The sequence below is a fragment of the Nocardiopsis codii genome (assembly GCF_036327455.1).
Taxonomy (GTDB): Bacteria; Actinomycetota; Actinomycetes; order Streptosporangiales; family Streptosporangiaceae; genus Nocardiopsis; species Nocardiopsis codii.
Map to the genome: position 1 here is coordinate 59,919 of NZ_JAUZMY010000029.1, position 21,504 is coordinate 81,422.

The window sequence follows — 21,504 nt, forward strand, 5'->3', positions numbered from 1 at the left end:
GGCCGCGCTCCGGGGACCTGGTGGGGTCCGGGCGCGTCACCGTGCGGGCGGCTGCTGTGCGGGGGTGTCCGCGAACGGTCGCGGGAAGGTTCATTTATACCACCGAGCCGCGGCGCGGCGGACGGTTGTGACCTGGGGCCATCCGTCCGCCGACCGCGGCTCGCGATGCGGATCCACCGTGAGTCGGCCGCTGGTGCGGCGCGCTCTCCGCCGCGACTGTGGGGGACGCGGACGGCGGTGTACTTCGTACTGCTCCTACGGGGTGCTACTTGGTGAGGTCACCGAACTCGGCCTCGAGGGCCGCGCGCTGGTTGGTCCCCAGGCCGCGGACACGGCGCGACTCAGCGATGTTGAGCCGCTCCATGATCTGCTTCGCACGGACCTTGCCGACACCGGGGAGGGATTCCAGCAGAGCCGAAACCTTCATCTTGCCGATGACGTCGTCCTTGAGGCCGTTGGCAAGCACCTCGGACAGCGAGATGCCGCCGTTCTTGAGCTTGTTCTTGACCTCTGCGCGCTCTTTTCTGGCCTTAGCGGCCTTCTCCAGAGCCGCGGTGCGCTGTTCAGGTGTGAGGGGAGGAAGGGCCACGCCGGGTCACCTCGGATTTCTACTCGTTTGTAGAGGGCGGACGCCTGCGCAAGTTAGTAGGTCTGACCCCTGTTAGGCAACGTAAAGTGCCCTTTCAGCGGCTATTTCATCGAACTAACTACCTAGAGTCACCATTCAATTGCGGTCGGATACGAAAAGCAGGACCTTGGTCCCGATTGCACGAAGCATGAAGCGCTTCACCAGCGCAGGTCACAGAGGGGTGACCCGGGTCACTCCGGGCTGTCCGATCCGAGTTTCGGACACACCTAATAGGTGACCGTCAGTGATCCATAACCGCGCGTGATGAGCTCGCTTCGTTGGTTCGTCTCCGGCACCCTTCGATCCCCTCGTCCGGCTCCCGGCGACCCCGTGGAAGGGGGTCGCGGGCACCGTGGTTTCGTTCGTCCGCCCTCCTAGACGCGGGCCCCGGCGCGCCGCACGGCCGCCGCGATGGAGGCCGCCGCCGCCCCGGGGTCGGCCGCCCGCGTGATGGGGCGGCCGATGACCAACAGGTCCGCCCCCGCCCGGATGGCCTCCTCCGGTGTCGCGACGCGCGCCTGGTCGCCCCTGTCCGCCCCCGCCGGCCGCACGCCCGGCGTGATGAGGGTGACGTCCGGCCCCACCTCGGAGCGGACCAGGGCCACCTCGTGGGGCGAGCACACCAGGGCGCGTGCCCCGGCTCCGACCGCCAGAACCGACAGGCGCCTCACCGCGTCGCGCGCCGGACCGAGCAGCCCCACCTGCTCCAGCTCCGCCTCGTCCATGGAGGTGAGCACCGTCACGGCCGCGATCCTGGTGTCGGGCGCCGCCTCCACGGCCGCGCGGATCATGTCCGCTCCCCCGGAGGCGTGCACGGTGAGGATGGAGGGCCGCAGACCGGCGACGCTGCGCGCGGCGCCCTCGACCGTGGCCGGGATGTCGTGGAGCTTGAGGTCGAGGAAGACCCCGACCCGGTTGGCGCCGCGCACGGCGCTGACCACCTCCGGGCCGTAGCGCAGGTACAGCTCCAGCCCCACCTTGACCGTGCTCACGTGGGGGGCGACGGCCGAGGCCCAGGTGGCGGCCGTCTCGATGTCCCTGGCGTCGATCGCGACGGCGATGGGCGCGGAAGGCGCGGTCATGTCGGTGTCTCCAATCGTGTGCCACCGGCCCCGTGCCGGTGAGTGCAACATCCGTACGTGCTTACCGATGTGCTTACCGAAGCATCGGCCGATGCACGCTCACTGTCCTGTGCACACCATCAAGGTGTGCGATTCCCCGGATGAGTCGCTTCATGCACCCATTCCGTGTCACTTCCCCGTAACGGCCGCCCAAACGGCCGTAGCCCGACGCTCCCCCCGGCGGGGCCGGGTTGCTCCAGGATGCGCCCGTTTGGTCGCACAGCGCCATCTCAACGCCGTTCAGGCCGGTCAGGGCCCTAGTGCGTCGTGTGTCCGGCCTGTCACGCCCCGACCCCCTGGCGGTGGGCCACGCCCACCACGTCCGAGGCCCTCGCGAATCCCCGGGCCTCCAGCGCCTCGGTGAACTCCCTGAGGATCCGTCGGCACGCCGACGGGTCGGAGAAGTTGGTCGTGCCGACGGCCACGGCGCTCGCCCCGGCCGCCATGAACTCCATGACGTCGGCGCCCGTGCGGACCCCGCCCATCCCGATGACGGGCACCCCGGGCAGCGCCTCGTGGACGCGGTAGACGCACCCCACCGCGAGCGGCCTGATCGCCGGGCCGGAGAGCCCGCCCATCCCCCCGGCCACCGCGGGCCGCAGCGTCCGGGGGTCCACCGCCATGCCGCGCACGGTGTTGATCATGGACAGGCCGTCCGCACGCGCCTCCACGCACGCGGTCGCCAGCTCCACCACGTCGGGGACGTCGGCGGCCAGCTTGGCGAACACCGGCAGGTCCGAGCGGGCGTGCGAGCGCACCGTCTGCACCACCGCCGCCGCCTGGGAGGCGTCGTCGGCGAAGCGGCGCCCCGACGGGTCGGCCGGATCGGGGCAGGAGAGGTTCACCTCGATGGCGCTGACCCCGTCGGCCGCCGAGATCCTCCTGGCGAGCTCCCCGAACTCGCCCACCCCCGCGCCCGCGATGGACACGATGGCGCGGCCGCCGCGGGACAGCAGCCACGGCAGGTCCCGCTGGATGAACACGTCCACCCCCGGGCCCTGCATGCCCGTGGTGCTGAGCATGCCGCTGGGCGTCTCCGCCATGCGCGGCGCGGGCCGCCCCGCGTGGGGCTCCAGCATCACCGACTTGGTCGTCACCGCGCCGATCGACGCGATGTCGAAGAACTGGGACAGTTCACGGCCGGAACCGGCGCATCCGGCGGCGGTCACCACGGGGTTGGGCAGGTCCATGCCGCCCACCCGGGTCCTGAGGTCTGCGTTCACGTGCCTTCACTCGGTCGTGTGTGTGTCGCCGCCCGGGTCAGGCGATGTCGCGTGCCGACTCGGCGGCGCGGGCGGCGCTGGAGCCCTTCCACCCCGGGGCGCCCAGGGCGTCGAAGGGGATGGTCCCCACGTCGTCGAAGCGCACCTGCTCGCCGCGGAACACCGGGCCGTCCACGCAGGAGCGCACCATGCGGGTGATGCCGTCCTGCCCCACCACGGGGATCACGCAGGTCATGCAGATCCCCGTGCCGCAGGCCATGGTCTCCTCGACCGCCACCTGGACGGGGACGCCGTGGCTGCCGGCCACCGCGGTGACGGCGCGCAGCATGGGCATGGGGCCGCAGGCGTACACGGCGTCGGACCGGCACTCCTCGATCACGCGGCCCAGGACGTCGGTGACCCGGCCCCTGGTGCCGAACGAGCCGTCGTCGGTGGTGAAGGCGGCGGTCTCGGCGATGCGGCGGGCGGTGATGGCGCTGAACACCCGGTCGGCCGAGGCCGCGCCGAGCACGAAGTCCACCCTGCAGCCGCGCCTGCGCAGCGACTGGGCGAGCGGGAACAGCGGCGCGCTGCCCGAACCGCCTCCCACGAGCACGCAGTTGACGGGCTCGCGGGGCAGCGGGAAGGGGCGGCCCAGGGGGCCCACCACGTCCAGCAGGTCGCGTGACCTCCGCTCGGCCAGCCAGGCGGTGCCGGTGCCGCGCACGGAGAACAGGAACTCGACGGTGCCGCCGTAGTCGGGTTTGACGTCGTGGATGGCGAAGGGGCGGCGCAGGAGCGTGCTGGAGTGGTCGCCGCCGATCGCCACCGACACGAACTGGCCCGAGCGGAACCGCTCGGCTATCCCCGGGGCGACGACGGTGATGGCGTAGTAGGCGTCCACCCTGCGCACGTTCAGCACGGGGCATCTGACCTGCACCGGTCCGGTGTCGCTCATGGTGTCGGGGAAGCCTCTCTCGCCTCGGGCGCGCGGGCGCCGTGGGGACCCCACGGCGCCCGTGCACTACTGCCGGCCCCGCCCTGAGGCGGAGCCGGCCCTGTCCCTACAGCCTAGGCCGTTCGGGGGGCGTGCCCCGCTCCGCGCCCGCCGCCCGGCCCCCGCGGAGCGGGGCCGGACCCGGGCCCCCCGGCCCGGTCGCCGGGGCGGGAGTGCGGGCGCCGCAGGGGGTCCGGGAGGCCTCGCGGCGCCCCCCGGCCCCCGTCGCGGTCCGCTGCGGATCGCCCCGGCCGGAGCCGGGCGTGCCGCACGGCGCGGCTAGTCCCGGCTCGCCTGGAGGGCCCGGGCGTGCTCCTGGAGGGAGCGCACCCCGACGTCGCCGCGCACCCGCGCCTCGATGGCCTGGACTGCCGCGGCCAGGCCCTGCACGGTGGTGACGCTCGGCACGCCGCGCACCACGGCGGCGGTGCGGATCTCGTAGCCGTCCAGGCGCGGTCCGGCCTGGCCGGCGCTGCCGAACGGGGTGTTGACGATGAGGTCGACGCCGCCCTCGTGGATGAGCTGCACGATGGTGCGCTCCCCGTTGGGGCCGGGGCCCGCGCTGTGCTTGCGCACGACGGTGGCGCGGACGCCGTTGCGGCGCAGCACCACCGCGGTGCCCTCGGTCGCGAGGATCTCGAAGCCGAGGTCGGCGAGCCGCTTGACCGGGAAGATCATCGAGCGCTTGTCGCGGTTGGCCACGGACACGAACGCCTTGCCGCGGGTGGGCAGGGCGCCGTTCACGGCCAGCTGCGACTTGGCGTAGGCGGCGCCGAACTCGACGTCCAGGCCCATGACCTCGCCGGTGGAGCGCATCTCGGGGCCGAGGATGGTGTCGACGCCCTCGCCCTCCTTGTCGATGAACCGGTTGAAGGGCAGCACGGCCTCCTTGACCGACACCGGGGCGTCGGCGGGCAGGTCGCCGCCGTCGCCGGTGGCGGGCAGCATTCCCTCGGCGCGCAGGTCCGCGATGGACGTGCCGGCCATGACGCGGGCGGCGGCCTTGGCGAGCGGCACCGCGGTGGCCTTGGACACGAACGGCACGGTGCGGGAGGCGCGCGGGTTGGCCTCCAGGACGTTGAGCACGCCGGAGGCGAGCGCGTACTGGACGTTGATCAGGCCGCGCACGCCGGTGCCGCGGGCGATCGCCTCGGTGGAGTAGCGGATGCGCTCGATGTCCTCCTGGCCCAGGGTGATCGAGGGCAGGGTGCACGCGGAGTCGCCGGAATGGATCCCGGCCTCCTCGATGTGCTCCATGACCCCGCCCAGGTACAGGTCGGTGCCGTCGTAGATCGCGTCGACGTCGATCTCGATGGCGTCGTCCAGGAAGCGGTCGATGAGCACCGGGTGCTCGGGGCTGACCTGGGCGTTGCGCTTGATGTAGTCGGCGAGCATCGTCTCGCTGTAGACGATCTCCATGCCCCGGCCGCCCAGCACGTAGGAGGGGCGGACCATGACGGGGTAGCCGATCTCGTCCGCCGCGGCCTTGGCCTCGGCGAAGGAGTAGGCGGTGCCGTACTTGGGCGCGGGCAGTCCGGCGTCGGCCAGGACCTTGCCGAACTCGCCGCGGTCCTCGGCCAGGTCGATCGCCTCGGGGCTGGTGCCGATGATGGGCACCCCGTTGTCCTTCAGGCGGCGGGCGAGCCCGAGCGGGGTCTGGCCGCCCAGCTGCACGATGACCCCGGCGACCGTGCCGGAGAGCTGTTCGGCGCGGACGACCTCCAGCACGTCCTCCAGGGTGAGCGGCTCGAAGTAGAGCCGGTCGCTGGTGTCGTAGTCGGTGGAGACGGTCTCGGGGTTGCAGTTGACCATGACGGTCTCGTACCCGGCGTCGGAGAGCGCGAAGGAGGCGTGGACGCAGGAGTAGTCGAACTCGACGCCCTGGCCGATGCGGTTGGGCCCCGACCCCAGGATGATGATCTTGGGCTTGTCGCCGTCGGGGACCTCGGTCTCCTCGTCGTAGCTGGAGTACAGGTACGGCGTCTGGGCGGCGAACTCGGCGGCGCAGGTGTCCACGGTCAGGTAGACGGGGTGGATGCCGAGGGCGTGGCGGAGTTCGCGGACGACGTCCTCGCTCCTGCCGGTGATCTCCCCGATCTGGACGTCGGAGAACCCGAGGCCCTTGGCGTCGCGGAGCAGGTCGGCGTCGAGCTTGGGCGCGTCGGCGAGGACGCGGGCCATCTCCTCCAGGCGGAGCATCTGGTCCAGGAACCACGGGTCGATCTTCGTGGACTCGTGGATCTCCTCGACGGTGGCGCCGGCGCGGAAGGCCTGCTGGACCTGGCGGAGGCGGTGCTCGGTGGGGACCGCGGCCCGGCGGAGGAGCTCGTCCTTGTCGTCGGGGGCGCCCGCCCAGCTGAGCCCGACCCCGGCCTTCTCCAGGGAGCGCATGGCCTTCTGGAGGGCTTCGGGGAAGGACCGGCCGATGGCCATGGCCTCGCCCACCGACTTCATCGTGGTGGTGAGGCCGGGGTCGGCGCCGGGGAACTTCTCGAAGGCGAACCGGGGGACCTTGACGACCACGTAGTCGAGCGTGGGCTCGAAGCTGGCCGGGGTCTCCTTGGTGATGTCGTTGGGGATCTCGTCGAGGGTGTAGCCGACGGCGAGCTTGGCGGCGATCTTCGCGATCGGGAAGCCGGTGGCCTTGGAGGCCAGGGCGGAGGACCGCGAGACGCGGGGGTTCATCTCGATGACGATGACCCGGCCGGTGGTGGGGTGGACGGCGAACTGGATGTTGCACCCGCCGGTGTCCACGCCGACCTCGCGGATGACCGCGATGCCGATGTCGCGGAGCTTCTGGTACTCGCGGTCGGTGAGGGTCATGGCGGGGGCGACGGTGATCGAGTCGCCGGTGTGCACGCCCATGGGGTCGAGGTTCTCGATGGAGCAGACCACCACGACGTTGTCGTTGGTGTCGCGCATCAGCTCCAGCTCGTACTCCTTCCAGCCGAGGATGGACTCCTCCAGGAGCACCTCGGTGGTCGGGGAGAGCGCGAGGCCCTGGCCGGCGATGCGGCGCAGCTCGGTCTCGTTGTGGGCGAATCCGGAGCCGGCGCCGCCCATGGTGAAGGAGGGGCGCACGACGACCGGGTAGCTCAGCTCCTCGGCGGCGTCCAGGCACTCCTGGATGGTGTGGCTGATGCGGGAGCGGGCGGACTCGCCGCCGATGCGCTCGACGATGCGCTTGAACGTCTCGCGGTCCTCGCCGGACTGGATGGCGTCGATGTTGGCGCCGATGAGCTCGACGCCGTACTTGTCCAGGACGCCCGACTCGTGCAGGGAGACGGCGGCGTTGAGCGCGGTCTGCCCGCCCAGGGTGGGCAGGAGCGCGTCGGGGCGCTCCTTGGCGATGATCTTCTCGATCATCTCGGTGGTGATCGGCTCGACGTACGTGGCGTCGGCGATCTCGGGGTCGGTCATGATCGTGGCCGGGTTGGAGTTGACCAGGATGACCCGCAGGCCCTCGGCCCGCAGAACCCGGCAGGCCTGGGTGCCCGAGTAGTCGAACTCGGCCGCCTGCCCGATCACGATCGGGCCGGAACCGACCACGAGGACGGATGAAAGATCACTACGGCGCGGCATGCTCTTGTTCCTCTAACTACTTGGCAGCCGGAGCGGGCTGGGCGTCGGACATCAGGGTGACGAACTCGTCGAAGAGCTCGGCGGCGTCGTGGGGGCCCGCGGCGGCCTCCGGGTGGAACTGGACGCTGAACACGGGTCGGTCCAGCAGCCGCAGACCCTCGACGACCTGGTCGTTGAGGCCGATGTGGCTGACCTCGGCCCGGCCGTAGGGGGTGTCGAAGGGGGTGTCGAGCGGTGCGTCGACGGCGAAGCCGTGGTTCTGGCTGGTGATGGCGACCTTGCTGGTACGGGTGTCGATCACCGGCTGGTTGACGCCGCGGTGGCCGAAGGGCAGCTTGTAGGTGCCCAGTCCCAGGGAGCGTCCCAGGATCTGGTTGCCGAAGCAGATGCCGAAGAGCGGCTTGCCGACGTCCAGGACGCCGCGCATCGCGTCGACGGGGCCGTCGGCGGTGGCCGGGTCGCCGGGGCCGTTGCTGAAGAACACGCCGTCCGGGTCCAGCGCGAGGATGTCCTCGGCGGTGGCCGAGGAGGGCAGGACGGTGACCCGGCAGCCGCGCTCGGCGAGGCGCTGCGGGGTCATGGCCTTGATGCCCAGGTCGACGGCGGCGACGTGGAAGCGGGCCGGGACGCCCTCGGGGGGCAGGACCTCGTAGGCGGTGTCCGTGCTGACCTCGGCGGCCAGGTCGGCGCCCGCCATGCGGGGCTGCTCCAGGACGCGGGCGAGGAGCGCCTCGGGGTCGGTCTCGACGGTGCTGACGGCGGCGCGCATGGCGCCCCGGTCCCGCAGGTGGCGGGTGAGGGCGCGGGTGCCGGTGAGGGCGATGCCGACCACGCCCTGGCGGCGCAGTTCCTCGTCCAGGGTGCGCTGGGCCCTCCAGTTGGAGGGGATGCGCGCGGGCTCGCGGACGACGTAGCCGGCGACCCAGATGCGGCCGGACTCGGGGTCGTCGTCGTTGACGCCGGTGTTGCCGATGTGCGGGGCGGTCATCGCCACGATCTGCCGGTGGTAGGACGGGTCGGTGAGCGTCTCCTGGTACCCGGTCATACCGGTGTTGAAGACGGCCTCGCCGAAGGTCTCACCGGTGGCGCCGAAGGATCGGCCGTGGAAGACCCGGCCGTCCTCGAGAACCAGAATCGCCGGTCCGCCGGTTGCCTCGGACACGTTTCCCCCCTCTGCCGCGCCAGGACCGGCCTGGGCGTTCGCTGCTGTCGCTGCCGTGTTCACTTGATCTTGCCTTCCAGGACGGTGGGGGTGCCGCGCAGGAACGTGGCGCGGACCCGCCCCGGAAGGGTCATCCCCCGGAAGGGGGTGTTGCTGCTCTTGGTCACCATGGCCGCTCCGTCCACAGCGACGGGGTCGGCCGGGTCGTACAGGACGACGTTGGCGGGCTCCCCCACCGCGAGGTCGCGTCCGTGGCCGCCGACGCGGCCGATGCGGGCCGGGGCCGCGGACATGCGGTCGGCGACCCCTTCCCAGGTGAGCAGGCCGGTGTCGACCATCGTGCGCTGCACGACCGCCAACGCGGTCTCCAGTCCGACCATGCCCATGGCGGCGGTCGACCACTCGGTCTCCTTCGCCTCCGTGGGGTGGGGGGCGTGGTCGGTGGCGACGATGTCGATGGTCCCGTCGGCCAGGCCCTCGCGCAGGGCCTCCACGTCCTCCGCGGTGCGCAGGGGCGGGTTGACCTTGTAGATCGGGTCGTAGCTCTCGACCAGTTCGTCGGTGAGGAGCAGGTGGTGGGGGGTGACCTCCGCGGTCACGTCGCAGCCGCGGGCCTTGGCCCAGCGGATGATGTCGACCGAGCCCTTGGTGGAGACGTGGCACACGTGCAGGCGGGAGCCGACGTGCTGGGCGAGCAGGCAGTCGCGGGCGATGATCGCCTCCTCCGCGACGGCGGGCCAGCCGGGCAGGCCGAGCCGGTCGGAGACAGGGCCCTCGTTCATCTGGGCGCCCTGGGTGAGGCGGGGCTCCTGTGCGTGCTGGGCGACGACGCCGTCGAAGGCCTTGACGTACTCCAGGGCGCGGCGCATGAGCAGGGCGTCGGAGACGCAGATGCCGTCGTCGGAGAAGACGCGCACCCGTGCGGCGGAGTCGGCCATCGCGCCGATCTCGGCGAGCTGTTCCCCGGCCAGACCGACGGTGACGGCGCCGACGGGGCGCACGTCGCAGTACCCCGCCTCGCGGCCCAGGCGCCAGACCTGCTCGACGACGCCCGCGGTGTCGGCGACGGGGTCGGTGTTGGCCATGGCGTGGACGGCGGTGTAGCCGCCCGCCGCGGCGGAGCGGGAGCCGGAGGCGACGGTCTCGGCGTCCTCGCGGCCGGGCTCGCGCAGGTGGGTGTGCAGGTCCACCAGGCCGGGCAGGGCGATCAGGCCGGTCGCGTCGACGGTCTCGGCGCCCTCGGGGGCGTCCAGGTCCGGGCCGATCGCGGTGATCAGGCCGTCGGCCATGAGGATGTCGACGGGGTCTCCGCCGAGCGGGCGGGCGCCGCGGATCAGGTGCGGTCCGTTGGTGTCGGGCATCGCGGTGGTGACTTCCTCGTGTTCTCAGGTGGAGGCGTGGTTGGCGCGGGCGCCGGGGGACGGGCGCTCACCGCGCGGGGCGGTTTCTGGCCCCGCCGGGGTTCCGGGCCCCGAGGGCTCCGGCCCGCGGGGCGGGGCGGGCTAGGAGCCGCCGAGCAGCAGGTAGAGCACGGCCATGCGCAGGCTGACGCCGTTGGCGACCTGTTCGGTGACGGTGCACCGGGGTGAGTCGGCGACCTCGGCCGCGATCTCCATGCCGCGGACCATCGGCCCGGGGTGCATGACGATGGCGTTCTCGGGCATCCGGGCCAGGCGTTCGCCGTCCAGGCCGTAGTTGCGGCTGTACTCGCGCACGGACGGGAAGAACGAGTCGCGCATGCGCTCGGCCTGCACGCGCAGCATCATCACGACGTCGGACTTGGGCAGGACGTCGTCGAGGTCGTAGGAGACCTCGCACGTCCAGGTGTGCACCGAGACGGGCAGCAGGGTGGGCGGCGCGACGAGGGTGACGTGGGCGCCCAGGGTGGTGAGCAGCAGGACGTTGGAACGGGCCACGCGGCTGTGCAGGATGTCGCCGACGATGGCCACGCGCAGGCCGTCCAGGCGCCCGAGCCGGTCGCGCATCGTGTACGCGTCCAGCAGGGCCTGGGTGGGGTGTTCGTGGGTGCCGTCCCCCGCGTTGAGGACGGATCCGTCCACCCAGTTGGCGAGTCGGTGGGCGGCGCCGGAGGCGCTGTGGCGGATCACGACGGCGTCGGCGCCCATGGCCTGGAGGGTCAGCGCGGTGTCCTTGAGGCTCTCGCCCTTGGAGACGCTGGAGCCCTTGGCCGAGAAGTTGATGACGTCGGCGGACAGGCGCTTGGCCGCGAGCTCGAAGGAGGTGCGGGTGCGCGTGGAGTCCTCGTAGAAGAGGTTGACCACGGTGCGTCCGCGCAGGGTGGGCAGCTTCTTGACGGAGCGGTCGCCGACCTGGGCGAGCTCCGCCGCGGTGTCCAGGACGAGGGTGGCCTCGTCGCGGGTGAGGTCTCCGGTGGAGAGCAGGTGGCGCATCATGCGTTCCCCTCGGTGGTGCCGGGGCGCGATCTGGAGGGCCCGGGCCGGAGGCCCCCGTCGCGGGCGGTGGCGGCCGTCGGGCGGGAGGGGCCGAGCAGGACCGCGTCGTGCCCGTCGGTCTCGTCCAGGCGCACGGTGACGTTCTCGCGCAGGGACGTGGGCAGGTTCTTGCCCACGTAGTCGGCGCGGATGGGCAGTTCGCGGTGGCCCCGGTCGACGAGGACGGCGAGCTGGACCGCGCGGGGCCTTCCGAGGTCGCCGAGGGCGTCGAGGGCGGCGCGCACGGTCCGGCCGGAGAAGAGGACGTCGTCCACGAGGACGATGACGCGGTCGTCGAGTCCGCCGTTGGGGATCTCGGTCCTGCCGAGGGCCCGCACGGGGGCCGACCGCAGGTCGTCGCGGTACATCGTGATGTCGAGCGAGCCGACGGGGACGGCGAGGTCCTCGACGCGTTCGATGCGCTGCGCCAGTCGCCTGGCCAGCGGGACTCCGCGGGAGGGGATGCCCAGGAGGGTGACGTCCTGGCCGCCCTTGGTGCGTTCGAGCACCTCGTGGGCGATGCGGGTCAGCGCCCGGTTGATCTCGTTGCCGTCGAGGACGGCGCGGGTGCCTTCGGGCACCTCGGGTGACGGCTCGGGGTCGCCCCCGGCGTCACTTTTCGTCGGTTTTTGAACACGCAAAGTAGTGACCCCTTCCCTGCCTCACAGAACAGGTCGTTAAAGGATGTCGATCGGGCCCACGCTACCAGCGACGATCGCGACCCCCCGAGGGGCCGCCCACAGCCGCGAGCATGGAGTGTGACTCTCGTCACACAGCAAGGGCGCCTCTAACCACTCAAGAGTAGTCATATCGCCACTCAGTGGATACGGCCACAGAATGGTTGAAAGGTGAAATTCCCTGCAGGAACGGGCTTTGTGGACCATCAAGACGACCCACTCGACACGATCCGTCCGGACATGAGAGGAGTCTCACTTACGCACGGTTTGGCCACCGATTAGTCGCGTTTCACACCAACGGCTTGACCTGGGGGGCAGACCGCCCTACCGTCACTGTCTGTAACCACTATCGGGTGGGGTTGCACCCCGTGACCATCCGCTGGGCCGCGCAGGCGGCTCGCCGAGTACGAGCGGACGTCCCCCCACCTCGCCAGCCACCGTCACGGCCGGGAGCGACAAGAACATGCCATCCGAATACGCCAAGTCCCTCGGTGCGCGACTGCGTGCCATCCGCACCCAGCAGGGCCTGTCCCTGCACGGGGTGGAGGAGAAGTCCCACGGACGCTGGAAGGCCGTCGTCGTCGGCTCCTACGAGCGCGGCGACCGCGCCGTCACCGTCCAGAAGCTGGCCGAACTGGCCGACTTCTACGGGGTCCCCATGTCGGAGCTGCTGCCGGGCGGCGCCGCACCGACCCCCCTGGGCCCGACACCCAAGCTGGTCATCGACCTGGAGCGCATGCAGCAGCTCCCCCAGGAGAAGGCCGGTCCGCTCTCCCGCTACGTCGCCACCATCCAGAGCCAGCGCGGCGACTACAACGGGCGCGTGCTGTCCATTCGCCAGGAGGACCTGCGTTCACTCGCGGTCATCTACGACAAGTCGCCCGGCGACCTCACCGAGGAGCTGATCAACTGGGGCGTGCTGGACCCCGAGGCGCGCCGCGCTGTCGACGCCTTCTAGGAACAGCAGGAACCCGAAGGTCGCACCCGCTCGACGAGAACCGGCGCCCCGTACGGGGCGCCGGTTCTCGTCGCGTCAGGAGACGGCGAAACGGCGCGGCCGGGCGTGGGGCTTCCCCTCCCCAACCCGGCCGCGCCGGCCTCCGCCGGGCGAACCCGGCGGAAGTTATCGAACTCCTGTTCGATAGAGACCAGTTAACCTCAGCCCGCCGGGCCCGTCAAGGGACCTCCCGCGGACGACGCGTCGGCGTCCCGTGCCCTAAAATCGGGCTGTGGCAGCCGATACCGAGTTGCGTGAACTGGCCCCGCCGGCGTTCACGCACGCCGTCCCCGCCCTGCTCCGGGTGTACGAGGCAGCCATGCGCCCGCCGCCCGAGCAGCTTCCGGGCCGCGCCTCCGTCATGAACAGCCACGCCTACTACCCCGGCTTCCGCGCCGTCGTCGCGCTCCGGGAGGGGCGCCCCGTCGGCTTCGCCTACGGCTTCCACGGCGTGCGGGGGCAGTGGTGGCACGACACGGTGGCCGAGGGGCTGCACGCCCGCGGACGGGCACGGCACGCGCGCCGCTACCTCGCCGACCCCCTGGAGATCGCCGAGGTGCACGTCCACCCCGACGCACAGAACCAGGGCGTGGGGCGGGCCGTGCTCCACGCCCTGTGCGAGGGGCGGGGCGAGCGCACCGCCGTCCTGTCCACGCGGACGGGGCCGTCGGCGGCGCGCCACCTCTACCGCTCGTGCGGGTTCACCGAGCTGCTGGAGGACTTCTCCTTCCCCGGCAGCCCCGATCAGCCCTTCTCGATCATGGCCGCGCGTCTGCCCCTGACGGACCCCGGCGGCCCGCGACCTCACGGAAGATCTCCCTGGTGGCCGTGGACTGGTTCGAGGTGATGAAGTGGATGCCGGGCGCGCCCTCGTCGAGGAGCCGCTCGCACATGCGCTGGGCGTGCTCGATGCCGAAGGCGCGCACCGCCTCGGCGTCGTCGCCGAAGGCCTCGAACCGCTCCGCGAGCTCACGCGGGAACGGGGCGCCGGAGAGCTTCTCCGAGCGCGGGATGAACGACGCGCGGACCACCGGGAACACCTCGGGGATGATCGGCACGTCGCACCCCCGCGCCTCCACGCGGTCGCGCAGGCGCAGGTAGTCCTCGGGGTCGAAGAACATCTGGGTGATGGCGTAGTCGGCGCCGGCCTCGCACTTGCGCACGAAGTGGTCGGTGTCGGTCTCCACGTCGGCCGAGCGCGGGTGCTTGTACGGGAACGCGGCCACGCCCACGCAGAAGTCGCCGCTTTCCTTGAGGAGGCGGACCAGTTCCTCGGTGTAGGTCAGCCCCTCGGGGTGGCTGACCCACTCGCCGTCGGGGTCGCCGGGCGGGTCACCGCGCACGGCGAGCATGTTGCAGACCCCCGCGTCGGCGAAGCGCCCGATGAGGTGGCGCAGTTCGGCGACGGAGTGGTCGACGAGCGTCATGTGAGCCACCGGCATCAGCGTGGTGTCGGTGGCGATGCGTTCGGTCGTCTCCACGGTCAGCCCGCGCGTGCTGCCGCCCGCGCCGTAGGTGACCGAGACGAAGGACGGGCCGAGTGCCTCGATCTCCCGGATCGCACGCCACAGCCGCTCCTGCGACTGGGGCGTGCGCGGTGGGAAGAACTCGAAGGAGAACATCGGCTCGCCCGCGTTGAGGAGTTCGCGGATATGACGCGGCCTGGGGGCCGGGCTTCGGGGCGCCACGGGGCGTGTCGGTGCTGCCAGCATGTACACCAGCTTAGGCGAACAGCACTCACGGACCGGGAGCGGCATCCCACTGTGTGAGACCGGCGACCGAGCCCACAGGCCCCGTCCGCCGAACCGGGGTGAGCCTGCTCCGGTCAGCCGATAACGTGCAGGACATGGCCCCTTCCTCTTCTTCCACTTCCGCACCCTCCTCGTCCGTCTTCGTGGTCCGCCCCGCGGTGGACCGCGAGCTGGCCGGGTTCGGTGCCGCGCACCGCGAGCTCGTCCTGGGGATCGGCGAGGAGCTGGCTCCCGCCATGGACGCCCTGGAGGCGATGCTCTCCGGGGGCAAGCGCCTGCGCCCGACCTTCTGCTACTGGGGGTGGCGGGGCGCCGGGGGGCCGGCCGACGACGAGCGCGTGGTCCGGGCGGCGGCCTCCCTGGAGTACCTCCAGGCGTGCGCGCTCATCCACGACGACGTGATCGACAACAGCGACACCCGGCGCGGACTGCCCGCCACCCACAAGCGCCTGGCCGGGCTGCACGCCGACCAGGGCTGGAGCGGCGACGGCGACGGGTTCGGCCGGGGGGCGGCGATCCTCATCGGCGACCTGTGCCTGGTCTGGTCGGACGAGATGTACCAGGCCAGCGGGTTCCCCCCGGAGGTGTTGCAGGAGGGGCGGCGCCCCTTCGACGCGATGCGCACCGAGGTGATGGCCGGTCAGTACCTGGACACCCTGGAGCAGGTGCGCAGCACGAGCACCCGTGAGGCCGCCCTGCGCGTGATGCGGTACAAGGCCGCCAAGTACACGGTGGAGCGCCCGCTGCACCTGGGCGCGGCGCTGGCGGGCCGCTACGAGGAGCTGGCGGGGGTGTACACCGACTACGGCATCCCGCTGGGTGTCGCCTTCCAGCTGCGCGACGACGTCCTCGGCGTGTTCGGCGACCCTTCCACGACGGGCAAGCCCGCGGGCGACGACCTGCGCGAGGGCAAGCGGACGCTGATCGTCGCCGAGACACTGGCCCGCACCGGCGCGGCCGACGCCGCGCACTTCACCTCGCTGCTGGGCGACCCGGACCTGTCGGCGGACGCGGTCGAGTGGATGTGCGGGCTGATCGAGGGCTCGGGGGCGCTGCGGGCCTGCGAGGAGCTCATCGAGGAGTACGCGGCGCAGGCCGTCGCGGCCCTGGAGAGCCCCGAGCTCGACGCCGGTGCCCGTGAGCCGCTGCGGGCCCTGGTGGTCGCGGCGACCGCCCGGACCCACTGAGCCCGCCCCCTCAGGGGAATTCCAGGGTTCTCCCACCACGAAAGTACGTTGTGCCCGACTTCGTCCTCCGGTTGAATCGTCAGGAGATATATCGCGACCGGAAGGCCTCCCATGTCTCTGCGCACCGTCTCACGCGGCCCGACCGACGCGGGTGAGCGCGCACTGGCCCCCGACCTGGCGCGCGGGTTCATGCTCCTGTTCATCGCGCTCGCCAACACGGTCTGGTACCTGTGGGCCGCTCCCATGGGCGGCCTGAGTGCGCACCCGGAGCCGGAGGGCGCGCTGGACTCGGTGGCGCAGTTCTTCACGATCGTGGCGGTGGACGGGCGCAGCTACCCGATGTTCACGTTCCTGTTCGGCTACGGCATGGTGCAGCTCGCCCGGCGGCAGGAGGCCGCGGGAGCCTCCGTGAAGGACGTCGCCGGGCTGCTGCGCCGCCGCAACCTGTGGCTGCTCGTGTTCGGGCTCGTGCACGCGCTGCTGCTCTGGATGGGCGACGTCCTGGGCGCCTACGGGCTGGCCGGCCTGCTCCTGGGCTGGCTGTTCCTCCGCCGCAGGGACACCACCCTGCTGGTGTGGGCCGGGGTCCTGACCGGCCTGATGCTGCTGCTGTCGGCCGCCAGCCTGGTCGGCCTGGCGCTCATGCCCGCGGACCAGCCCGCGATGGAGGGGCCGGGCATGGACGACATGGCCTTCAACATCGGCAACCCCTCGATCCTGGGCGCCGCGATCGGGCGCCTGTCGGTGTGGCCGCTCCTCGTGTTCGGTCAGGGCCTGCTCGGCATGGCCGTGCCCGCGGCGATCCTGCTCGGCTACTGGGCGGCGCGCCGCCGGATCCTGGAGGAGCCCGGCCACCACCTGGTCCTGCTCCGCCGGACCGCCGTCGTCGGCATCTCCCTGGGCTGGCTGGGCGGCCTCCCGTCCGCGCTGGTCCAGGTCGGGGCCTGGGACCTCTCCGCCGCGCAGGGGGCCATGCTGTCCCTGCCCCACATGGTGACCGGCCTGGCCTGCGGTGTCGGCTACGTGGCGCTGATCGCCCTGGTCGCGCACCGGATCCAGGCGGGGGACCGGTCCCCCGGCGTGGTGGTGACCGCCCTGAGCGCGACCGGCAAGCGGTCGCTGTCTGCGTACCTCGCCCAGTCGGTCCTGTGCGCGCCGGTCCTGACCGCCTGGGGCCTGGGCGTCGCGGCGTACCTGTCGCCGTGGTCGATGTTCCTTTTCGCGGTCGGGGTGTGGCTGACGACCGTGGTCGGCGCGTACGCGCTGGAGCGCGCGGGCAGGCGCGGCCCGGCCGAGGTACTGCTGCGCCGCCTGGCCTACCGGCGGACCACCCGGGAGCCCGCGGCGGGGGCTCCGGCCCCGGAGGCGACCGCTCCGCCGGAGTCCCCGGGGGCACCCTCCGCGGACGGCGGCGGAGGCCCTCTGACGGCCCCCGGCGAGGGAATGGGCCAAGAGCGCACCACCCCCTGACCCGAAGGCGCAAAAAGCCGCGTGCCGATGAGTGCCCGGCACGCCCTCGTACCTCAGGATGGGGTGTCATGGGCGACGATCACATGACAAACCACACCATAGGTGTGACCGGGGCGACCGGGGCACTGGGCGGGCGGGTCGCCGCCCGGATCGCACGGCTCGGACTGGCGCAGCGCCTCGTCGTACGCGACATCAACCGGGCGCCGGAGTACCCGGGAAGCAGCGCGGTGATGGCGGCCTACGAGGACACCGTCGGCTTCGAGCGGGCCTGCCGGGGTGTGGACACGCTGTTCCTGGTCTCGGCGACCGAGTCGGAGGACCGGATGGACGTCCACCTGAGCGCGGTGGACGGGGCGGTCCGCGCGGGGGTGGCCCGGATCGTCTACCTGTCCTTCCTGGGGGCGGGTCCGGCCGCGACGTTCACGTTCGCGCGTACGCACTTCTACACCGAGGCCCACATCAGGTCGACGGGGGTGCCGTACACGTTCCTGAGACCCAGCCTGTACCTGGACCTGCTGCCCGCGTGGGTGGGCGGCGACGGCGTGGTACGCGGCCCGGCCGGCGACGGCCGGGTCGCGTGGGTGTCCCGGGACGACGTGGCGGACGTGGCGACGGCCGTGCTGACCGACCCGGTGACCGCGCTCGGCTCGGAGAACACGACCTACGACGTCACCGGGCCGGAGGCCCTGTCCCTGGGCGCGACGGTGGACAAGCTGGGCACGCTCACCGGCCGCTCCGTCCGGTACGTCCCGGAGACCTGGGAGGAGGCGCTGGAGTCGCGCCGCCCCAGCGGCGCCCCGGAGTGGGCCGTCGAGGGGTGGGCGTCGTCGTACGCGGCCATCGCCGCCGGGGAACTCGACGAGGTCGCGCCGACGGTGCCGAAGCTGACCGGTCATCCGGCCCAGTCCATCGAGGGCTTCCTCCGGCGCCATCCGAGCGCCCTGTCGCACGTCGCCGTCTGATCCCGCCGGCCCCGCCACCGCCGTGCCCCGCGCACGGCGGTTCCGTCGTGTCCCGGGTTCTCCCCGCGCCCCGACTTGACCTCCGTGTCCACCAGCCACTTTGCGTAGCCGCGGTCGCGCGGATCGGCGTTCTCGTCCTCGGCGACCGTCGGCCAGTAGCTCAGGAATCCCTCGGCGTTGATCCGGCCGAGCAGCACCGTCGTCGCGCCCTCCCAGATGCGGGTGAGTTGGCCCCGCGCGACCTCGGAGGTCACATACGGCGCGAACATGCTGAAGTCGCTGGGCCCGCCAGGACCGTGGTAACGCCCGTCGAGGGAGAGGCTCAGGTTCGCGGTCACTCTGCGTCCGGTCGAGTCAGTCATTGCGTGCTCCTTGCGTCGGTGCTGTCGGTGTCGTGCGGGTCTGCGGCGAGGGTCACTGCGAGCTTGTCGAGGCTCTGGCCGAAGCCGATCTCGATGCCTGCGATGAAGTCAGCGGAGTCGACGGTGCTGTCGGTGATCCGCCAGTGGACGTCGAGGTCCGTGCCGGTCCCGGTGGGCCGCAGGTCGAGGGCGACGTGGGCGGTGAAGGCGAGGCCGCCGTCGGGAAGCTGCGGGGAGAGCCGGTAGGCGAGGCGCTCACCAGGGCGGACGTCGTCGACGACTCCCTCCGCGCGCCCGGCGACCAGGTCGGAGCCGTCGGCGTCTTCGACATCGCGGTACTCCTGGACGATCCGCCCGCCTTCTCGCGCCTCGAAGACGAGCTCAGATACGCGGAGGTCGTGGGGCGTCCACCATCGGGCGAGCAGGGAGGGCTCGGTCAAGTGGCGCCACACCAGCTCGGGGCGCCCCGTCAGCGACCGGCGGAAGCTGAACGAACGGCCGTCGGCCCACCCCGGCTCCTCCGCGGCGAGCCGCTCCGTGTGGAGGCTGGCCCCGTAGCGGTCGTAGGTCTCGTGCCCCTGCACGCCCAGGCCCGCACCACCTTCGAGGAACTGCTCGACGCACTCGGCCGCCCCACCGCCGGGCCGCTCATCCGCAACCGCGACGGCGGCGCGTTGTCCACCCGGGCCGCGAACACGATCGTGTGCGCCCTGGGCGCCGCGGCCGGGATCGGCCCCGCGGAGGGGCGGCGAATCCTTCGGCCCGCACGTGCTGCGCCACACCTTCGGCACCGACCTCGTCCGCGGCGGCGGTGAGGTGGCCGCCGCACCGGTCGGCGTGGTCCTGGTCGCCGAGCTGATGGGCCACGCCGATGTGAACACCACCCGCCGCTACACCCTGCCGAGCGAGGCCGACAAGACCCGCGCCCTGGACGCCCTCACCACCGACCGGTGAACAGGCCGGGGAGCCTGAGCGCCGGATCCTGTTCCGATGTTCCTCAACCCCCCGTGCCGTCCCCCTCGGTGGCCTGCCAGTGCGCGAGGACGCGCAGCACCGGGTACTGGCCGTCGGCGTCGCTCCACCAGTCGGGCAGCCCGTCCGGGGGCAGGGCCACCTCGACGCCGGCCAGGTGCTCGCGCAGGCGCTCCTCGGGGTCGTCGGCATCGGCCGGCAGCCACCCCCGGAAGAACCAGGCGAGGCGGGCTCGTCGTCGGTTTCGTACACGACCCGGGACGCCCGCCCCCGGCGGCCGTGCGGGAGGTGCTCGCCCATGCCCCCGAACCTGTCACCACCGACCGCCCGAGGAGCGGCACAGCCCGCGCCGGGTCGGCGGCCGCACACCACACAAATCGGTTGTGGCCCCTTGAGCCCGGTCGCCATAATCACCCCATGCGCGTGGGAGTGGTGGGACTGGGGATGGGCCTGCACCTGGCGACCTGGTGCGAGCGGCTCGGGATCAGGGTCGAGGCGGTGTGCGACCGAAACCCGGCCTCGCTGTCCAAGGCGGGTGAAGTACTGCCGAACGCACGGCGGGTGAGCGACTGGCGTGACCTGCTGGACGCGGGCCTGGACGGCGTGATCCTGGCCAACGACTTCGACGAGCACGCACCCCTGGCCGTCACCTTCCTCGACCACGGCGTGCACGTACTGTCCGAGACCGTCGCCTGCGCGGACGAGGAACAGGGCCGCCTGCTGGTCGAGGCGGCAGACCGCTCCAGCGCGACCTACTCCCTCGCCGAGAACTACGTGCTGCTGCCGCACGTACGCCTGATCCGCGAGGCGCTGCCCGAGATTGGCCGTGTCACCCTCATCGAGGCCGACTACCTGCACGGCATGTCGCCAGAGGGGGTCGACGGTCTCATCGGCGATCCGGGGCACTGGCGGGGGACCATCGCCCCCACCGCCTACTGCACCCACTCGCTCTCCCCGATCCTGGCCCTCACCGGAGCGCGTCCCGTGGAGGTCACGGCCCTCACCGTCGACACCGCCGCGCCCCGTCAGGCCAGCGTCATGGCGGTACGCCTGTCCACGGGCGCGCTGGCCATCACCCGCAACGGCTTCCTCCAGGGCGAGCCCGACAGCCACTGGAGCTGGGTGTCGGTGCGCGGTGAGCGGGGTCTGGTCGAGTCGGTCCGGGCCCAGGGCGACCGGGCCTGGTCCGTGCGGGTGCGCACCGAGGGGTGGACCCACGCCGACGGCCGCGCCAGGGAGGAGGTGCGCGTTCCGCCGCACCTGGACGGGACGCTCACAGGCGGCGAGCCCGTGGGCCGGGGCGCCGAGGGCACGGTGCTGCTACTCAGGGCCTTCCGGGACACGGTCGAACTGGGGGCGCCTCCGGCCACCGGGGTGCGCGAGGCCGTGGTGGCATCCCTGGTGGGGGTGGCCGGAGCACACTCCCTGGCACGGGGGTCGGTCCCCGTCCCCGTTCCCGATCCGGGGTGAGTCTCTTCGGACCTGTCAGCTGGCCGGCCTCCTTCGCCCCCCTACTCGGCTCGGGGCGCCTCAGCGGTTCGCGCGGCAGCGAGCCCGGCCCTGGCCTGAGCGTGATGGTCGAGAGCGCGCTGACCGCACACCGCGGCGGCCTGGGTCGGGAGGCGACCACCGCTGAGGAGGCGCTGGCCGCGCTCACCCCTGCGCGGGAGCTGCGCGCCTGGACGGAGGCGGTGGAGCCGCGGCTCGTGGACACCGCCCGGCAGGGCGCGCCATCTGGGAGGGGATCGCTCCACACGTGGGGTCGCGGACCGGCGCGCGGCCCAGACGCGCCGCGCCCGCCAGGAGTAGCGCGCAAGCACCTGCACCACCGAGGGTCCCGGGGCCCCGCCGCGCGGGCCGCCGGCCGTCAGCAGCGCAACGCCCTGCGCGGGGCAGGTCACCGGGGGCGAATCAGCCGGAAGACCTCCGGCCCCTGAGGGGGCCTCCCTGCGGTCTAGATTGGTGATCTTCCCGCGTGAGC

At 72.2% G+C, this 21,504-nt stretch carries 19 protein-coding genes; 7 read left to right on the forward strand and 12 right to left on the reverse strand.

The window, feature by feature from the left end:
* Positions 1-265: 265 nt before the first annotated feature.
* The 9 genes from mihF to pyrR form a co-directional block, all read right to left on the reverse strand.
* Positions 266-589, reverse strand: coding sequence for an integration host factor, actinobacterial type (gene mihF, locus Q8791_RS24840; RefSeq protein ID WP_267948916.1), 324 nt, complete (start codon positions 587-589; stop codon positions 266-268).
* A gap of 413 nt (positions 590-1,002) precedes the next feature.
* Positions 1,003-1,710, reverse strand: coding sequence for an orotidine-5'-phosphate decarboxylase (gene pyrF / locus Q8791_RS24845; RefSeq protein WP_330094214.1), 708 nt, complete (start codon positions 1,708-1,710; stop codon positions 1,003-1,005).
* Positions 1,711-2,030: 320 nt separating this feature from the next.
* Positions 2,031-2,972 carry a dihydroorotate dehydrogenase gene (locus Q8791_RS24850; RefSeq protein WP_330094215.1) on the reverse strand — a complete coding sequence of 314 codons (942 nt, stop codon included), beginning with the start codon at positions 2,970-2,972 and terminating at the stop codon, positions 2,031-2,033.
* Positions 2,973-3,009: 37 nt separating this feature from the next.
* A complete protein-coding gene (locus Q8791_RS24855; protein WP_330094216.1) occupies positions 3,010-3,909 on the reverse strand; it encodes a dihydroorotate dehydrogenase electron transfer subunit in 900 nt (299 codons plus the stop codon).
* Positions 3,910-4,227: 318 nt separating this feature from the next.
* Positions 4,228-7,530 (reverse strand): carbamoyl-phosphate synthase large subunit, encoded by a 3,303-nt coding sequence (carB, locus tag Q8791_RS24860; RefSeq protein WP_330094217.1) that lies wholly within the window; start codon positions 7,528-7,530, stop codon positions 4,228-4,230.
* Positions 7,531-7,546: 16 nt separating this feature from the next.
* The gene (carA, locus tag Q8791_RS24865; protein ID WP_330094218.1) at positions 7,547-8,692 is read right to left on the reverse strand and encodes a glutamine-hydrolyzing carbamoyl-phosphate synthase small subunit; all 1,146 of its coding nucleotides are present in this window, start codon (positions 8,690-8,692) and stop codon (positions 7,547-7,549) included.
* 59 nt (positions 8,693-8,751) lie between these two features.
* Positions 8,752-10,053, reverse strand: a complete 1,302-nt coding sequence (locus Q8791_RS24870; RefSeq protein WP_330094219.1) for a dihydroorotase — start codon at positions 10,051-10,053, stop codon at positions 8,752-8,754.
* 141 nt (positions 10,054-10,194) lie between these two features.
* The gene (locus Q8791_RS24875) at positions 10,195-11,103 is read right to left on the reverse strand and encodes an aspartate carbamoyltransferase catalytic subunit (protein ID WP_330094246.1); all 909 of its coding nucleotides are present in this window, start codon (positions 11,101-11,103) and stop codon (positions 10,195-10,197) included.
* Positions 11,103-11,786, reverse strand: coding sequence for a bifunctional pyr operon transcriptional regulator/uracil phosphoribosyltransferase PyrR (pyrR, locus tag Q8791_RS24880; RefSeq protein WP_407942051.1), 684 nt, complete (start codon positions 11,784-11,786; stop codon positions 11,103-11,105). Before pyrR ends, Q8791_RS24875 begins: the two co-directional genes overlap by 1 nt.
* 499 nt (positions 11,787-12,285) lie before the next feature.
* Here pyrR and bldD point away from each other — a divergent pair, with 499 nt between their 5' ends.
* Positions 12,286-12,780: a transcriptional regulator BldD gene (gene bldD / locus Q8791_RS24885; protein ID WP_013154123.1), complete on the forward strand. Its 495-nt coding sequence runs from the start codon at positions 12,286-12,288 to the stop codon at positions 12,778-12,780.
* Between the two features lie 271 nt (positions 12,781-13,051).
* A complete protein-coding gene (locus Q8791_RS24890; RefSeq protein WP_330094221.1) occupies positions 13,052-13,666 on the forward strand; it encodes a GNAT family N-acetyltransferase in 615 nt (204 codons plus the stop codon).
* On the opposite strand, the gene metF is transcribed toward Q8791_RS24890, so the two are convergent.
* Positions 13,578-14,507, reverse strand: coding sequence for a methylenetetrahydrofolate reductase [NAD(P)H] (gene metF / locus Q8791_RS24895; RefSeq protein ID WP_330094247.1), 930 nt, complete (start codon positions 14,505-14,507; stop codon positions 13,578-13,580). The two genes, Q8791_RS24890 and metF, sit on opposite strands and share 89 nt — an antisense overlap.
* Before the next feature lie 158 nt (positions 14,508-14,665).
* Here metF and Q8791_RS24900 point away from each other — a divergent pair, with 158 nt between their 5' ends.
* The 3 genes from Q8791_RS24900 to Q8791_RS24910 all read left to right on the forward strand — a co-directional run bounded on the left by Q8791_RS24900 (position 14,666) and on the right by Q8791_RS24910 (position 18,189).
* Positions 14,666-15,757, forward strand: a complete 1,092-nt coding sequence (locus Q8791_RS24900) for a polyprenyl synthetase family protein (RefSeq protein WP_330094222.1) — start codon at positions 14,666-14,668, stop codon at positions 15,755-15,757.
* A gap of 111 nt (positions 15,758-15,868) precedes the next feature.
* Entirely contained in the window at positions 15,869-17,227 is a 1,359-nt protein-coding gene (locus Q8791_RS24905) for a DUF418 domain-containing protein (protein WP_330094223.1), read from the forward strand.
* 68 nt (positions 17,228-17,295) lie between these two features.
* Positions 17,296-18,189 (forward strand): SDR family oxidoreductase, encoded by an 894-nt coding sequence (locus Q8791_RS24910; RefSeq protein WP_330094224.1) that lies wholly within the window; start codon positions 17,296-17,298, stop codon positions 18,187-18,189.
* Here Q8791_RS24910 and Q8791_RS24915 read toward each other — a convergent pair.
* Positions 18,120-18,551 (reverse strand): hypothetical protein, encoded by a 432-nt coding sequence (locus tag Q8791_RS24915; protein ID WP_330094225.1) that lies wholly within the window; start codon positions 18,549-18,551, stop codon positions 18,120-18,122. The genes Q8791_RS24910 and Q8791_RS24915 overlap by 70 nt on opposite strands.
* On the reverse strand, positions 18,548-19,135 hold the full coding sequence (locus tag Q8791_RS24920; RefSeq protein ID WP_330094226.1) for an SRPBCC family protein: 588 nt from the start codon (positions 19,133-19,135) through the stop codon (positions 18,548-18,550). Before Q8791_RS24920 ends, Q8791_RS24915 begins: the two co-directional genes overlap by 4 nt.
* Before the next feature lie 184 nt (positions 19,136-19,319).
* Here Q8791_RS24920 and Q8791_RS24925 point away from each other — a divergent pair, with 184 nt between their 5' ends.
* Both Q8791_RS24925 and Q8791_RS24930 read left to right on the forward strand, forming a co-directional pair.
* Positions 19,320-19,505 carry a site-specific integrase gene (locus tag Q8791_RS24925; protein WP_330094227.1) on the forward strand — a complete coding sequence of 62 codons (186 nt, stop codon included), beginning with the start codon at positions 19,320-19,322 and terminating at the stop codon, positions 19,503-19,505.
* Between the two features lie 435 nt (positions 19,506-19,940).
* The gene (locus Q8791_RS24930; RefSeq protein ID WP_330094228.1) at positions 19,941-20,993 is read left to right on the forward strand and encodes a Gfo/Idh/MocA family protein; all 1,053 of its coding nucleotides are present in this window, start codon (positions 19,941-19,943) and stop codon (positions 20,991-20,993) included.
* The last annotated feature ends 511 nt before the right edge of the window (positions 20,994-21,504 follow it).

What these genes read in the sequence shown, in the direction of transcription:
- Q8791_RS24905 (WP_330094223.1), top strand. Translation starts at nt 15,869, where the DNA reads ATGTCTCTGCGCACCGTCTCACGCGGCCCGACCGACGCGGGTGAGCGC.
- Q8791_RS24915 (WP_330094225.1), bottom strand. Translation starts at nt 18,551, where the DNA reads ATGACTGACTCGACCGGACGCAGAGTGACCGCGAACCTGAGCCTCTCC.
- carB (WP_330094217.1), bottom strand. Translation starts at nt 7,530, where the DNA reads ATGCCGCGCCGTAGTGATCTTTCATCCGTCCTCGTGGTCGGTTCCGGC.
- bldD (WP_013154123.1), top strand. Translation starts at nt 12,286, where the DNA reads ATGCCATCCGAATACGCCAAGTCCCTCGGTGCGCGACTGCGTGCCATC.
- Q8791_RS24930 (WP_330094228.1), top strand. Translation starts at nt 19,941, where the DNA reads ATGCGCGTGGGAGTGGTGGGACTGGGGATGGGCCTGCACCTGGCGACC.
- Q8791_RS24900 (WP_330094222.1), top strand. Translation starts at nt 14,666, where the DNA reads ATGGCCCCTTCCTCTTCTTCCACTTCCGCACCCTCCTCGTCCGTCTTC.
- pyrF (WP_330094214.1), bottom strand. Translation starts at nt 1,710, where the DNA reads ATGACCGCGCCTTCCGCGCCCATCGCCGTCGCGATCGACGCCAGGGAC.
- Q8791_RS24910 (WP_330094224.1), top strand. Translation starts at nt 17,296, where the DNA reads ATGGGCGACGATCACATGACAAACCACACCATAGGTGTGACCGGGGCG.
- Q8791_RS24870 (WP_330094219.1), bottom strand. Translation starts at nt 10,053, where the DNA reads ATGCCCGACACCAACGGACCGCACCTGATCCGCGGCGCCCGCCCGCTC.
- Q8791_RS24875 (WP_330094246.1), bottom strand. Translation starts at nt 11,103, where the DNA reads ATGCGCCACCTGCTCTCCACCGGAGACCTCACCCGCGACGAGGCCACC.
- Q8791_RS24855 (WP_330094216.1), bottom strand. Translation starts at nt 3,909, where the DNA reads ATGAGCGACACCGGACCGGTGCAGGTCAGATGCCCCGTGCTGAACGTG.